Source organism: Inquilinus limosus DSM 16000, assembly GCF_000423185.1.
Lineage (GTDB): Bacteria > Pseudomonadota > Alphaproteobacteria > DSM-16000 > Inquilinaceae > Inquilinus > Inquilinus limosus.
In genome coordinates this window covers 177,818-191,916 of record NZ_AUHM01000009.1, presented here as the reverse complement: position 1 = coordinate 191,916, position 14,099 = coordinate 177,818, and the positions used below count along the sequence as shown (strand labels likewise).

Sequence of the window (14,099 nt, the reverse complement as noted above, 5' to 3'; positions counted from 1 at the left end):
GTCAGCGCGGCCCGCCCGCTGCCCGCGCCATGCGGCGGGCGGGCCGCGGCTCCTCCGCCCCGTCGGCCGCAGGCAGCAGCGAGAAGGCCGGGCGCCGGTCCTCGCCCAGCAGCGTACCGAGGCTGTAATCCGCCGCCAGCCCGACGGCGCCGAGCACCGTGGCCCTCCGGGTCAGCCGGCTGACCGCGATCTCGGTCGGCCAGGTCAGCTCCGCGACCGTGCGGGCGATCTGCTCCACCATCAGCTCGTTCTGGCCGACGCCGCCGCCCAGCACGGCCAGACCCGGATCGAGCACTCCGACACAGGCGGCCACCAGCCGGCCGATATCGGCGGCGTGCCGGTCGATGCAGGTGCGCGCATGTGCCGAGATCGCGGCCCGCGCGAACAGCTCCTCGGCGCTCTTCGGCGGCGCGCCCTCCTCGGCCGGCCAGTCGCGGGCGCAACGGGCGACCAGGCTCGCCGAACCCAGATACTCCTCCAGCGCCTCCAGCCTTGGCGTCTCCGTCGCCGACCAGGGAAAGGGCAGGCGCCCGACTTCGCCGGCCGCGCCGTTGAAGCCGCGGAACAGCCGGCCGTCGATGATGATGCCGAGGCCGATCTTGACCCCGACCTGCAGGTAGATGAATGACGCCCGTCCCTGGGCCGTGCCTTCGCGCAGCTCCGCCAGGGCGGCGCAGTTGACGTTGTTCTCCAGCAGGATCGGCACGCGGAAGCGATCTTGCAGGCGCTGTGCGATGGTCGGGAGGTCCTTGCCCCGGCCGCGCGGCGCCAGGGCTGAGGAGACGATCGTCGGCACCGCCACGGCGATCGCCCGCAGCGGCCCGTCCCGGCGGACGCGGTCCAGCACCTGCTCCACCGCGCCTTCGATCTCCGATGAGGGCAGGTCGGCCTCGGCAATTGGCCGCCCGTCCAGCCCGGCCGCGATCGCATGGGTGTGGGTGGTGCCCGCATCGACGCCGATGACGGTACCGGCCTGGGGCCCGAGGCCGTAGGTGACGGCGGTCCGGCCGGTCGGGCCCTTGGTGATGCCCTGGGACGCGACCAGACCGTGCGCTTCGAGCTCGCCGACGGCGGCCGACATGGTCGGTTTGGAGAAGGCGAGGAGGGCGCCCAGCTGCGGCCGGGTGATCGGCCCGGAGGTCGACACGGTCCGCAGGACCGCGCGGGCGCTTTCGGTGAGGGCGGGCGGCGGCCCGGCAACCGGAGGAACTTTCGGCGGGTTCGGCATCGACACGCTGTGGCGGAGAAACCGGCCGATGATAGGGCAAGCGCAGCGGCTTCGAAACCCGAACCGCCGATCTCGCGATCGGCCGGCTCATTCTGGGCATGACAATAGGAGGACTCACCGCTTCACCCGATGGCTCCGCCGGGGATATCCGCTCGATTGACCGGCTCTCGGCGCCGCTGATACACATTCCGGCGACGGTTCCCGCACGGGATCAAAAGGGAACACGGTGGCGCCCCCAATCAAGCGCATGGGGGCGGAATCCGTGGCTGCCCCCGCAACTGTCAGCGGATCGCCGAGCGTCCTCGCGGCCCCTCAAGGGCCATGCCACTGCCCGCGGTGCGGGTGGGAAGGCCGACGCGAAGCCATGATCCGCGAGCCAGGAGACCTGCCGTCGCCGCGCAATCCATTTCCGGGCGGGGTGGCCCGGGCAGGAGGCATCCGTGACGGTCATCCGTTCCTTCCATCGGCGTGCCCTGGCTCTGGCCGGGCTGCTGTCCTTCGTCCTGTCGCCGGCCGCCTCGGCCGGGCCGACGCGGTACCCGCTGACCATCCGCAACTGCGGCGTCGACGTCACCTTCGGCCACGCCCCGCGGCGGGCCGTGGCGATCGGCCAGAGCAGCACCGAGATCCTGCTGTCGCTCGGCCTGGCCGACCGCATCGTCGGCACCGCCGTCTGGTTCGGCCCGGTGCTGAAGGGCTACGAGGCGGCGAACGACAGGATCAAGCGCCTGGCCGACAACGACCCCAGCTTCGAATCCGTGGTGGAGCAGGAGCCGGAGCTGGTGACCGCACAGTTCGAATGGCATGTCGGGCCGCAGGGCTCGGTCGGCACGCGCGAGCAGTTCGCCGCTCTCGGCATCCCGACCTACGTCTCGCCGGCCGACTGCGTCGCCAAGGACAATTCCGGCGGCGGCGACGGCGTCCGCAAGCAGCTGTTCACCATGGACCTCGTCTATCAGGAGATCCGGGACCTGGCGCGGATCTTCGATGTCGCCGACCGCAGTGAGGCGCTGGTCGCCGAGCTCGAGAAGCGCGAGGCCGCCGCCATCGCCTCGGTGGCGGGGCTGCGGGCCGAGAACGTGCCGGTGGTGTTCTGGTTCTCCAGCAAGGAGGTGGACGGCGAGGCCTTCGTCGCCGGGAGGAACGGTGTGCCGGCCTACATCCTGCAGCAGCTCGGCGCCCGCAACGTCATCACCACGGAGGAGGAGTGGCCGCTGGTGAGCTGGGAACGGATCGCCGCCGCCGATCCCGCGATCATCGTGATGGCGGAGATGAGCCGCCGCCGCTACCCGGCCGACGGCACCGCGGTGAAGCTGAACTTCCTGGAGACCGACCCGGTGACCGGCCGGCTGGAGGCGGTGAAGCAGAAGCGCTTCGTGCCGATGGATGTGCAGGCCATGCAGCCCTCGATCCGCGCCGTCGACGGCATCGAGGCGCTGGCCCGCGCCATCAAGAGCTTCGGGCTCGGGGGATGAGGCCGCTCCTCGGCGGCGGCTGGGGCGTCCGCGCCCTGCTGGCCCTCCTGTCCCTGGCGGCGCTGGCCGCGGCCATCGCCCTCGCCGTGTCGATCGGCGAGATGCCGATCCCGCTCGCCACGACTGTCCAGGCCGTGGCCAACCGGCTGCTCGGCACCGGCTTCGCACTTAGCCCGATCCAGGAAGGGGTGATCTGGGACTACCGGCTCAGTCGCGCCCTGGTGGCGGCCTGCTGCGGCGCAGCGCTGGCCTTGTCCGGCGCGATCCTGCAGGCGCTGCTGCGCAATCCGTTGGCCGAGCCCTACGTCCTCGGCATCTCGGCCGGGGCGTCGACCGGCGCCGTCGCGGTGATGATCGCGGGCTTCGGCGGCGGCGCCGTCTCGCTGTCCGGCGGCGCCTTCATCGGCGCCGTCCTCGCCTTCGCCCTGGTGTCGCTGCTGGCGGCCGGGGCCGGGGGCGGCACCGACCGCATCATCCTGGCCGGCGTTGCCGGGTCGCAGCTGTTCAACGCCGTGACCTCCACCATCGTCACCACCTCGGCCAATGCCGAGCAGGCGCGCGGCGTGATGTTCTGGCTGCTCGGCAGCCTCGGCGGGGTGCGCTGGCCGGACGTGCAGGTCGCGGCCCCGGTCGCGGCGCTCGGCTTCGTCCTCTGCCTCCTGCACGCCCGCGCGCTCGATGCCTTCACCTTCGGGGCGGATGCCGCCGCGTCGCTCGGCATTGCGGTGACGCGGGTGCGCGTGGTGCTGTTCGCCGCGACCGCGGCGATGACCGCGACCATGGTCAGCATCGTCGGGTCGGTCGGCTTCGTCGGCCTGGTCATCCCGCATGCGGCGCGCTTCCTGGTCGGACCCGGCCATGCAAGGCTGTTGCCGGCAGCGGCGATGATCGGCGCCATCTTCATGGTGCTGGCCGACATCGTCTCGCGCACCCTCATCCCGCAGCAGGTCCTGCCGATCGGCGTGGTCACCGCCCTGTTCGGCGCCCCGGCCTTCGCCGTCCTGCTCTACCGGGCGAGGCGGGCGGCATGACGATCGCGGCACATGACGTGCGCTGGGGCGCGGGCGGGCGGATGATCGTCGACGGCGTCACGCTGCAGGCGGCGCCCGGCCGGATGCTGGGCCTCCTGGGCCCGAACGGGGCCGGCAAGTCCACGCTTCTCCGCCTGATCTGCCGCCTGCGGCGGGTGGACAGCGGCGTGATCACGCTGGGCGGCGCCGACATCGCCGGCCTGCCGCGCGCCGCCATCGCCCGCCGCATCGCGCTGGTCGAGCAGCAGGCGGCGACCGAGGCCCAGGTGACGGTGCTCGACATTGTCCGGCTCGGCCGCACGCCGCATCGCGGCCCGCTGTCGCCCTGGACCGCGCGCGACGACGCGGCGGTGGAGGAGGCGCTGTGCCGGGTCGGGCTGGAGGGCCGGCGCCACCAGCCCTGGCACACGTTGTCGGGCGGGGAGCGGCAGCGGGCGCAGATCGCTCGCGCCCTGGCCCAGACGCCGACCGAGCTGCTGTTGGACGAGCCGACCAACCATCTCGACGTGCAGCATCAGCTGGAGATCCTGGCCCTGGTCGGCCGGCTGCCGGCGACCAGCATCGTCGCCCTGCACGACCTCAACCTGGCCGCCATGTTCTGCGATACCGTCGCCCTGCTGCAGCAGGGACGGGTGGTCTGCGCCGGCGCGCCGGAGGAGGTGCTGACCGGGCCCCGCATCCGCGAGGTGTTCGGCGTGCGCGCCCATGTCGAGCGGTCGCCGCATCACGGCCGGCCGCATATCCACTATCTGCCGGGATGAAAGGCCTTCGGGCTTGACTTTCGGCGGGAAATCGCGTTCTTCACCGCTTCCATTCCCGGGAATGCGGGTCCGGTGCGTGAGCCGGCGCCCCGCCCTGCCGTCGGCAGGGCCTACCGGGACAACATGAGAGAAGGATCGCGCGCGTGAGCAAGCGCCTGAATTCGAAGCACAAGATCGACCGCCGTCTCGGCGTCAACCTCTGGGGCCGTCCGAAGAGCCCCCTGAACAACCGCGAATACGGCCCGGGCCAGCACGGCCAGCGGCGCAAGAAGCCTACCGATTTCGGCACCCAGCTGATGTCGAAGCAGAAGCTGAAGGGCTACTACGGCAACATCGGCGAGAAGCAGTTCCGCCGCCTGTTCGAAGAGGCCGTGCGCCGCAAGGGCGACACCGGCGAGAACCTGATCGGCCTGCTGGAGCGCCGCCTGGACACCGTCGTGTACCGGATGAAGTTCGTGCCGACCGTGTTCGCCGCCCGCCAGATCGTCAACCACGGCCACATCCTGGTGAACGGCAAGCGCCTCAACATCCCCTCCTACCAGGTCAAGGAGGGCGACGTGATCGAGGTCAAGCAGAAGTCGCGTGAGCTGGCGCTGATCCTGGGCGCCATCGCTTCCGCCGAGCGCGAGGTGCCGGACTACATCGAGGTCGACCACGGCGCCTTCAAGGGCAAGCTGGTGCGCACCCCGGCCCTGGCCGACGTGCCGTACCCGGTCCAGATGGAGCCGAACTTGGTGGTCGAGTTCTACAGCCGCTGATCCAGCCGGCTGTCGACAAGCGGAAGGGGCGCCCTCGGGCGCCCCTTTTCGTTTCAGGCTCTCAGCCGACACCGTGGCGCGTGGCCACCGGCAGCCTCGCCCGCCGGGTGGCGTCGACGGTGAACAGGGCGAGGCCGGCCCAGATGAAGGCGAAGGTCACCAGCGTGGCCGGCCGCAGCGGCTCCTCGAACACCAGCGTGGCCAGGACCAGGTTGATGCTCGGCGCCAGGTACTGCAGCAGCCCGACGGTCGACAGGGGCAGGTGCCGCGCCCCGATCATGTACAGCACGATCGGCAGGCCGGTGATCACGCCGGAGGCCATCAGCGCCACCGACATGGCCCAGCCTTCGCCGCCGGCCATGACCGGGCCGAAGGCGCCCGCGCCCTGGCTCCACAGCCACAGCAGATAGGCCAGGCAGACCGGCAGCAGGAAGCCGGTCTCGACCATCAGCCCGACGAAGGGGTCGATCTTCTCGCGCTTGCGGATCAGCCCGTAGAAGCCCCAGGTCGAGGCCAGGACCAGCGCGATCCAGGGGATCTCGCCGGCGCCGATCACCGAGATCAGGACGCCGGCCGCGGCTAGGCCGACGGCGACCACCTGCATCCGGCCCAGCCGCTCGCCCAGGAAGGCGACGCCGAGCAGCACGTTGACCAGCGGGCTGAGGTAGTAGCCGAGCGCCGACTGCACCAGATAGCCGTTCAGCACCGCCCAGATGAAGACGCTCCAGTTGGTGGTGACCAGGGCGGTGGTGGCGCAATAGGTCAGGAAGCGGCGGCGGCTGCGCGCCACGTCGCGGATCTCGTGCAGCCGCCCCAGGGCCAGCAGCAGCAGGCCCAGGATGACGACGCTCCACAGGATGCGGTGCGCCACGATCTGCCAGGCGCCGATATGCTCGACCGCCTTGAAGTAGAGCGGCGCGAAGCCCCAGATCAGGAACGCGCCCAGCGCCGCGCCGGCCCCGAGGCCGGCGCGGCTGCGGCTGGAAGAAACGTCGACGGCCATGATCGTCCCGGATGTGACTCGGGCCCGACGATAGCCGGCGGGCCGGGCCGCGGCGAAGCGCCGGCCGACATGGCTGCCCTGCGGCCGGCTGGCGACAGGTCGATCAGGAGGCCGGGCCGCCTGGGCGCGTTCGCTGGTAGAGCTCCTCGACCCGGCGATGCAGGGCATCGGTGATCCGGCGCGACGCCCGGTTGCCGGTCCCCTCCGTGTCGAGCATCGCGGGATCGAGGGTATCCCCGAACACCAGCTTGACCCGGCCGGGCCGCGGGAGGGCGCGGCCGGGCGGGAACGCCTCGTGCGCCCCGTGGATCGCCACCGGAACGACCGGAACGGGAAATCGCTCCAGGAGCAGCCCGATGCCCGGCATGAAGTCCTGGACCCCGGGCTGCCGTGCCCGCTGGCCCTCGGGAAACCAGATCAGGCTGTCGCCGCGCTTCAGCACCGCGGCGCCGAGCGCCATCCCGGACATGAATCCGCGCTCGGCGTGGATCGGCACGGCCTGCGCCAGCCGGCTGAACGACCGGACGACGGCGTTTCCGAACGCCCAATCCGCATCGCCGGCCCAGAAGGTGCGGGCGAGGCGCCGGCGGTCGAGGGCAGCGGCGATCGCGAACGGGTCGAGCAGGCTGCCATGCGTCGGCGTGAACACGGCTTGTCCCTCCGGCAGGCGCTCTCGCCCCTCGACGTGCAGCCGGTAGAACAGGCGCATGATCCCCCGGTTGAGGACGTAGACTCCGTCCGCGATGCGCGCCTGCCGTGGCCCCAGGGGCTCGAGCCAGCGCTTCTGCTCGTCGTTCAGATGGGCTTCGGGATCGTCCAGGATCGAGGCTTCGAAGGTCTCGCCCGCCGCCGCGGCCTCGGCGACCTCGCGCAGCAGATCGCGGATGGTCTCGATCCGGGTGATCGCCTCCTCGGTCAGGTCGACGCCGACCCGCTGCCCGATCTCCAGCGACAGGGTCAGCCATTCCAGGGAATCGATGCCCAGATCCAGTTGCGGGCTGCTGTCCGGCGTCAGGCGCCGGTCGGCGTATCGTTCCGCCAACCAGGTCCAGACGTCCCGCGCGGCGCGGTCCCGAAGCAGCGCCCGATCGTCGGTGGACATCTCCTCGGGCCGGATCGGCGCAGCCTTGGCCGTGGCCGTCTCGTCCTCCTTGCCTTGCTTGGCCCGGTCGAAGCGGGCTTCCAGCAGATGACGGCGCGGCTTTCCGAGGCGGGTCCGCGGCAGCGGCTCGTTGGTCACTGCATAGTCCGACAGGCGCTGATACGAAGGCAGCTGTCGCGACCGGGCGCGCAGCGCCGCGTCGAGGGCCTGCCTGGCCTGCTCGCCGCGGCCGATCCTGCCGCTCTCGGGCAGGATCACGGCCACCAGGCGTCCGTCCTTCTGCAGCACGCCGATCTCCCGGATCTCCGGACTCGCGGCATAGGCGTCCTCGACGGCCTCGGGCTGGATGTTCTTGCCGCCCTCGGTGACGATCATCGTCGAGACCCGGCCGACGATGTGGAGATAGCCGTCGCCGTCGAGGAACCCGAGATCGCCGGTCCGGAACCATCCGTCGTCGGTGAACGCCTCCCGGGTCTTGTCCGGCAGGTTGCGATAGCCGGCGAAGACGCCGGGGCCGCGCGCCAGGATCTCTCCGTATTCGCGCCCCTCGGCAGCGTCCGGCGCGGCCTCCTCATCGTCCGTCCGCACGGGTGCGATGCGGAGTTCGACTCCGGGCACCGGCCTGCCGGCGCTTTCGAGCCTGCCTTCGTCCGGAAGGTTCCATGTGAGCATGGGCGAGGTCTCGGTCAGGCCGTAACCGGTCGCGACCCGCCATCCGAGACCTTCCAGCCGCAGCGCCAGCCCGGCATCGAGCGCCGCCCCGCCGGAGACGAGCAGGCGCAGCTTCGGGGCGATCCGCCGATGCAGCGGCCGCAGCAGCTTGCCCGGACGCAGGCCGAAGCGGCGGCGCAGCCATGTGGCCCCCGCCGTGCCGGCCCGGAACACCCCGGCGGCGATCCGCCCGCGCGCCTCGAACCGGGCCCGGAGGTTGGCGTCGAAGGCGCGGTACAGTCGGGGCACGCCCATGATCAGCGTCACCCCGCCGTCGTGCATCGCCTTCGCCACCTGCGGTCCGGTCAGGGCACGCGGCATCACGATCGGAAGGCCGAGCGCGAGCGGCGCCAGCATGGCGAGCACGAAGGGGTAGACATGATGCAGGGGCAGCGGCAGCAGAACCCGGTCCCCGGGCCGGACCAGACCGGCCGCAACGACGGCGTTGAGCTGGAAGGCGATATTGGCATGGGTGAGCGGGACGCCCTTCGGCGGTCCGGTCGTGCCGGAGGTGTAGAACAGGCACGCGGGATCCTCCGGCTCCACGGGGCGCGTTTCGGCCTCACCGCTCGGACCCCGTCCCCGATCCTGCCCGCCTTCCGCATCGTCCAGGCGGATGAAGGTCGGCTCGGCGACGCCCCCGAGCATCCGCACCCGTTCCTCGCCCGCGGCCGCGAGGATGATCGTCCTGGCGCCGCTGTCGTTCAGGACGTGCTTGAAGGTGTCGTCCCCGAGTTGCGGATCGATCGGCACGATCACGGCGCCGATCCTGATCACGGCCAGGCAGGCCGCGATCCATTCGGGGCGGTTGTCCGCGGACAGGGCGACCCTGTCGCCCTTGCCGACTCCCGCCCGGACCAGGCGGCGCGCGACCATGTCGATCCGATCGCTCAGATCGGCATAGGACAACGTTTCCATGCCCTTCCGGTGGAAGGCGAGAAGCGCGGGCTGTCGCTCATGTCCGGGAAGCGATGCGACCAGATCGCACAGCGTATGGAGCCCGCCCGGCTGCCTCGATGGATCAGCCGGCGTCCTGCCGGGAAGCATCGGCTCGACGGCAGGCGCGGACACTTCCGACGCTCCGTCCATGCGTCGGGAACATCGAGATCAGCCGCGAGGTTCCGCGGATGGCCGGCCGGGCTCGAATCAGCGCGCGACGGCCCGGGCCCCGACCTGCAGGGCCCGGCCGGCGCCGAGGCCGGCGAGGGCGGCGGCGGTGCCGATGGCGAGCACGAACAGCCCCGCCGCCGCCCAGCCGCCGGTCCAGTCGTGCAAGAGGCCGATCAGCAGCGGTCCGCCGGACGCCAGCGTGTAGCCCACGCCCTGCGACATCGAGGAGAGGTGGGCCGCGACATGGGCGTCCGGCGTGCGCAGCACCACCAGCGTCAGCGCCACGGCGAAGGCGGCACCCTGGCCGATGCCGAGCAGCACGATCCAGAGCCAGACGGTGCCGAGCGGCGCGAAGATGCAGCCCAGGAACCCGACGAGCGAGAACGCCATGCACAGCAGCGCAGCCAGCCGCTGGTCGCGGCCGCGGGTCGCCAGCGACGGCGCCACCAGGGCGGCCGCGACCTGCACCATGATCGAGACCGAGACCATGATCCCGGCGGTCACGCCCTCGATGCCCCGGTCGCGCAGGATCGGGGCCAGCCAGCCGAAGACGCTGTAGGCCAGAGAGGATTGCAGCCCCATGAACAGCGTCACCTGCCAGGCCAGCGGGTCGGTCCACAGGCCGCGCACGGTGAAGCCGGCATGGGCGGCCGGGCCTCGGCGGGGTGGGATCTGGGTCAGCCAGACCAGCGCCGCGATCACCGCGGGCACGGCCCAGAAGGCCAGGGCCGCGGCCCAGGACCCATCGGCGGCGCGGGCGAGCGGCAGGGTGCTGCCGGCGGCGACGGCGGCGCCGGCGCACAGCGCCATGGTGTAGACCCCGGTCATCAGCGGCGCCTTGTCCGGGAAGTCGCGCTTGACGATGCCGGGCAGCAGCACGTTGGTGACGCCGATGCCGGCCCCGGCCAGGATGGCGCCCAGCAGCAGGGCAGGGGGCGTGCCCAGGCCGCGCAGCGCGGTGCCGACCGCCAGCACCAGCAGCAGCGCCAGCACCGCCCGCTCGGTGCCGAGCCGCCGGCTGATCCGCGGGGCCAGAACGCCGAACAGGCCGAGGCACACCACCGGCGCCGTGGTCAGCAGGCTGGCGCCGCCGGCGGAGATGCCGGTATCGGCGATGATCTCCTTCAGGACCGGCCCCAGGCTGGACAGCGCCGGGCGCAGGTTGAGCGCGATCAGAACCAGGCTGACGACCAGCAGCCATCCGGCCTTGAGCGGCGTCGGCGGCGCCGGGACGTCGTCGACCTCGGCGTCGATCAGCAGTTCGTCGGCCAGGTCGGGAGGCATGCCTCGGGCCTTCCGATCCTGCTCGGCTGTCGACACCACGGGCATCCTCCTGGCCACGAAACGATGTCCGCCCCGGTCGGTCGCGGGGCGGTTGGCCCATTCTGGACCGGAGTGGGGCGTTGCTGCCCGCCCCTCCTCGTCATGCCTGGGTCCAGGGCTCGGCATGGCCGGGGCCGGCAAGCGGTCGGCTGTCATTCATCGGACAAGAATCTGCTAGAATGCCGCGGGGGAGAGCGTCATGGCGGCTTCGCCGATCGCCGTAAAGCTGATCACGCCGCGGCCGAGCCATATCGTTCGGCGGCCCCGCATTCTCGATGCCATCGACCGGGGGCTGCGCGGCGGCTGCTGCTGCTGGCTGGCCGCGCCGGCGGGCTACGGCAAGACCACGGCCGCCGTCGACTATCTGCAGGACCGCCGGGAACCGCATCTCTGGTATCGCGTCGACGACGGCGACCAGGACATCGCCGCCTTCTTCCACTTCCTCGGCCAGGCCCTGCCGGCGGGCCTGGCCCGACGCCTGCCGGTGTTCGGGCCGGAGTATGCCGACCAGCCCGAGGCCTTTGCTCGCCGGTTCCTGCGGGCCCTCTTCGCCCGGCTGCGGCCCGGCACGCTGCTGGTGCTCGACGATCTGCATGCCGCCGACGCGCCCGGTTTCCGGGGCGTGCTGACGATCCTGCTGCAAGAGCTGCCGCAGACGCTGCGCTGCCTCTGCCTGGCCCGCATCCTGCCGCCGGCCGAGCTCGCCGGTCTGCGGCGCGACGGCCGCCTCGCCGTGATCGACCAGGCCGATCTCGCCTTCTCGGACGAGGAGGCGCGCGACCTCGTCACCGCTCATCTGCTTCGCACCGCGTCGGCCCTCGATGTCAGCGCGGCGCGGGGCTGGGCCGCCGGGCTGGTGCTGCTGGCGGAATCGGGAATCGCTGCCGATGCCCGGATCGAGGCCATGGCGGCGGACCCGCTGCAGGGCCGCGAGGACGCGATGTTCGACGTGCTCGGGGCCCAGCTGTTCGAGACGCTGCCGGCGGCCGAGCAGGACATGCTGCTGAAGCTGAACCTGCTGCCCGAGATCACCGCCGGCCTGGCCAGGGCGATGGCGGACTCCGATCAGGCGCGCAGCCTTCTGGAACGCCTGCACCGGCGGCAGCTTCTGGTCGCGCGCGGCGATACCGCCCAGGCCGTCTTCACTCTGCACGACCTGCTGCGCAGCTTCCTGCACGACCGCTTCGCCCGGCGCATGCCGGAGGAGGAGCAGGCTCGGCTGCGGATCCGGGCCGCGACGGTGCTCAGCGACGCCGGGCGCATCGAGGACGCCATCGACCTCGCCCTCCAGGGCCGGGCCTGGGAGCTTGCCCGCGGGCTGATGACCGGCCATGCCGAGGCCGTTCTGGCCCAGGGCCGCCGCGCCACCTTCGCCGATTGGTGCGCGCGGCTTCCCGACGACGCGTTCGACGGCTGGCTGTGCTACTGGGCGGGTGTCGCCGCGATGCCGGACGACGGGACGGCGGAGGCATGGCTGTCGCGGGCGTGGGACGCCTTCGCCCGCGACGGCGATGCGCGCGGCCGCTGCCTCGCCGTGGCGCGCGCGGTCCTGGTCAAGACCGACAGCTGGCGCACGCATCACGGGCTGGCCGACTGGACCCGGCGCGCCTTCGCGCTGCTGGACGCGGGGCTGCCGGACCTTCCGGCCGACGAGCATCTGCTGGTCCGGGTCGGGCTGCTGCGGGCCTGCGTCTATGCCGACGACTATCGCCGCGGTATGCAGGCGGCGGGTCGGTTGGTGGAGGATCTGGTTGCGCGGCTGGCGACGCGCCGGGCCGGCGATTCGCCGACCTCGCGCCTGCATGCCAGCCAGATCCTGATCTCCTATGCCGGCTCGACCGGCAATGCGGAGCTGTTCGAGACCGCCGTCGACAGCGTGGCGGAGGATCTGCGTGACCCCGCCGTGTCGCCCTGGGTGCTCGGCCTTTGGCTGGTCGATTTCGGTGCGGTCCGGGGACGCTACTACTTCCCCTATGCCCGGCGTGGTTTCCCCTATGCCGAGGCGGAGCAGGCCCTGCGCGCGGCCATCGCCATCGGCGAGCGCGAGGCGCTGCGCGGGGTCGAGTTCGGCGCCCTCTACCACCTGCAATTGCAGAGGAAGCTGCGCAACGACTGGGAGGAGTTCGCCGGGTTGGTCGACCGCCTGGCGCAGATCGCGGACAGCCGCTACACGACCCAGGTCGCCGTGGTGGCGGACTGCCAGGCCGCGATGCACACCCGGCAGGGCAATCTCCCCGAGGCGTACCGGGCCTGCGACCGCTTCATGACCGCGATCGAGGCGGCGGACGAGCCGCCGATCGAGCGCTGGCCGCATTTCATCACCCTGTTCCAGGTGCTGCTGGCCGACGGCAAGCCGGCGGAGGCGGCCGCGTTCCTGGAGGCGCGCCTGCCCCTGTTCGACGGCGCCGTGGCGCGGCGCACGGAAGCCTGTGTGCTGATCGCGCGGAGCTTGGAGGCGAAACGGGCCGGACAGGCCGGGTATCCCGAACGGCTCCGGGAGGCCATCGGGGTCCTGCGGGCCACAGGCTGGTCGGCGGTCCTGCCGAACCTGCCGCTGCTTCTGGCGGAGCTCTGTGCCGGAGCGCTCGACGAGGGCGTCGAGACCGAGTTCTGCCGCTCGCTGATCGGGCAGCGCCGGTTGCCGCCGCCGCAGCGCCGGCCGACGCGTTGGCCCTGGGCGCTGCGCATCCATGTCCTGGGCGGGTTCCGTCTCGACCGGGAGGAAGGGCCGCTGGATCCCGGGCCGAAGCCGCCCACGCGGTCGCTCGACATCCTGTGGGCCCTGGCGCTGGCCCGGGACCATAGCTGCGGCATCGAGGAGCTGCAGGACTGGTTCTGGCCGGACGCCGACGGGGATCGGGCGCGGGCCGCCTGCGAGCAGGCGCTGCACCGGCTGCGCCGGCTGCTCGGGCGGGCCGATCTGGTGCTGCAGCGCGAAGGCCGGCTGCGCCTGGCGCCGGACAAGGTCTGGGTCGATCTGGACGATTGGGAGCTTCGCCTCCGCCAGGCTGCCGCCGCCGACGGTGCCGGGCCGGACCTCGACCACCTGATCTTCGACTTCCCCGGTCCGGTGGCGCCGCGTGGGGCCGATGCCGCATGGTCGCTGCCGGCCGCCAACCGCCTGCGCGACCGGTTCCTCGACCTGGCACTGCATCTCGGCCGTCGGCATGAGCAGCGGAGCGATCCCGGCCGCGCCCGGGCCCTGTATCTGCACGCGCTCGATCTCTATCCGGACTCGGCCCGGATCCATGAGGCACTGATCCGCGGCCGGCTGGCCCAGGCCGACATGGCCGGGGCGCTCGACGACTATGAGCGCTATGAACGGATGCTGCGGGCGACGCCGGGCGCCGTTCCCTCCGCCGTGATCCACGGCCTGGTGAAGCCGCTGCTGCGCCCCGCGTAAGCCGCTTCGAATCGGCAAAAAAGGCCGAACATCATACACATCCGCGCGACACCGCGCACCCTCCGTTCGGCTGATGCCGAACACGCCGCGCCACGGCAGGCTGAGCGTTCCTTTTCAGGCTCGGTGACCGCCGGTGTCCGCCCGAGGCTTCGGCCTTGCGGGCATGGCAGCGTGTCGGAGCCGGCCTGGAGATC

At 72.0% G+C, this 14,099-nt stretch carries 9 protein-coding genes and 1 riboswitch; of the genes, 5 read left to right on the top strand and 4 right to left on the bottom strand.

The window, feature by feature from the left end; genetic code table 11:
• Position 1 precedes the first annotated feature (1 nt).
• The gene (locus tag G537_RS37600; RefSeq protein WP_051248332.1) at positions 2-1,228 is read right to left on the bottom strand and encodes an ROK family transcriptional regulator; all 1,227 of its coding nucleotides are present in this window, start codon (positions 1,226-1,228) and stop codon (positions 2-4) included.
• Between the two features lie 178 nt (positions 1,229-1,406).
• Positions 1,407-1,635, top strand: a riboswitch (cobalamin riboswitch).
• Between the two features lie 33 nt (positions 1,636-1,668).
• Between G537_RS37600 and G537_RS0111910 the strand changes: the two genes are divergently transcribed.
• From G537_RS0111910 to rpsD, 4 genes are all read left to right on the top strand, one after another.
• Positions 1,669-2,703: an ABC transporter substrate-binding protein gene (locus tag G537_RS0111910; RefSeq protein WP_034851430.1), complete on the top strand. Its 1,035-nt coding sequence runs from the start codon at positions 1,669-1,671 to the stop codon at positions 2,701-2,703.
• Positions 2,700-3,734: a FecCD family ABC transporter permease gene (locus G537_RS0111905; RefSeq protein WP_026870309.1), complete on the top strand. Its 1,035-nt coding sequence runs from the start codon at positions 2,700-2,702 to the stop codon at positions 3,732-3,734. Before G537_RS0111910 ends, G537_RS0111905 begins: the two co-directional genes overlap by 4 nt.
• On the top strand, positions 3,731-4,495 hold the full coding sequence (locus tag G537_RS0111900) for an ABC transporter ATP-binding protein (protein ID WP_026870308.1): 765 nt from the start codon (positions 3,731-3,733) through the stop codon (positions 4,493-4,495). Before G537_RS0111905 ends, G537_RS0111900 begins: the two co-directional genes overlap by 4 nt.
• Before the next feature lie 143 nt (positions 4,496-4,638).
• On the top strand, positions 4,639-5,253 hold the full coding sequence (gene rpsD / locus G537_RS0111895; RefSeq protein ID WP_026870307.1) for a 30S ribosomal protein S4: 615 nt from the start codon (positions 4,639-4,641) through the stop codon (positions 5,251-5,253).
• A 61-nt stretch (positions 5,254-5,314) separates the two neighbouring features.
• Here the strand turns inward: rpsD and rarD are convergent, their stop codons facing one another.
• The 3 genes from rarD to G537_RS0111880 form a co-directional block, all read right to left on the bottom strand.
• Entirely contained in the window at positions 5,315-6,256 is a 942-nt protein-coding gene (rarD, locus tag G537_RS37595; protein ID WP_034851429.1) for an EamA family transporter RarD, read from the bottom strand.
• Between the two features lie 103 nt (positions 6,257-6,359).
• The gene (locus G537_RS37590) at positions 6,360-9,116 is read right to left on the bottom strand and encodes an AMP-binding protein (RefSeq protein ID WP_064742118.1); all 2,757 of its coding nucleotides are present in this window, start codon (positions 9,114-9,116) and stop codon (positions 6,360-6,362) included.
• Between the two features lie 99 nt (positions 9,117-9,215).
• Positions 9,216-10,463 (bottom strand): CynX/NimT family MFS transporter, encoded by a 1,248-nt coding sequence (locus G537_RS0111880; RefSeq protein ID WP_026870306.1) that lies wholly within the window; start codon positions 10,461-10,463, stop codon positions 9,216-9,218.
• A gap of 238 nt (positions 10,464-10,701) precedes the next feature.
• Between G537_RS0111880 and G537_RS0111875 the strand changes: the two genes are divergently transcribed.
• On the top strand, positions 10,702-13,905 hold the full coding sequence (locus tag G537_RS0111875; protein WP_026870305.1) for an AfsR/SARP family transcriptional regulator: 3,204 nt from the start codon (positions 10,702-10,704) through the stop codon (positions 13,903-13,905).
• Positions 13,906-14,099: the final 194 nt, after the last annotated feature.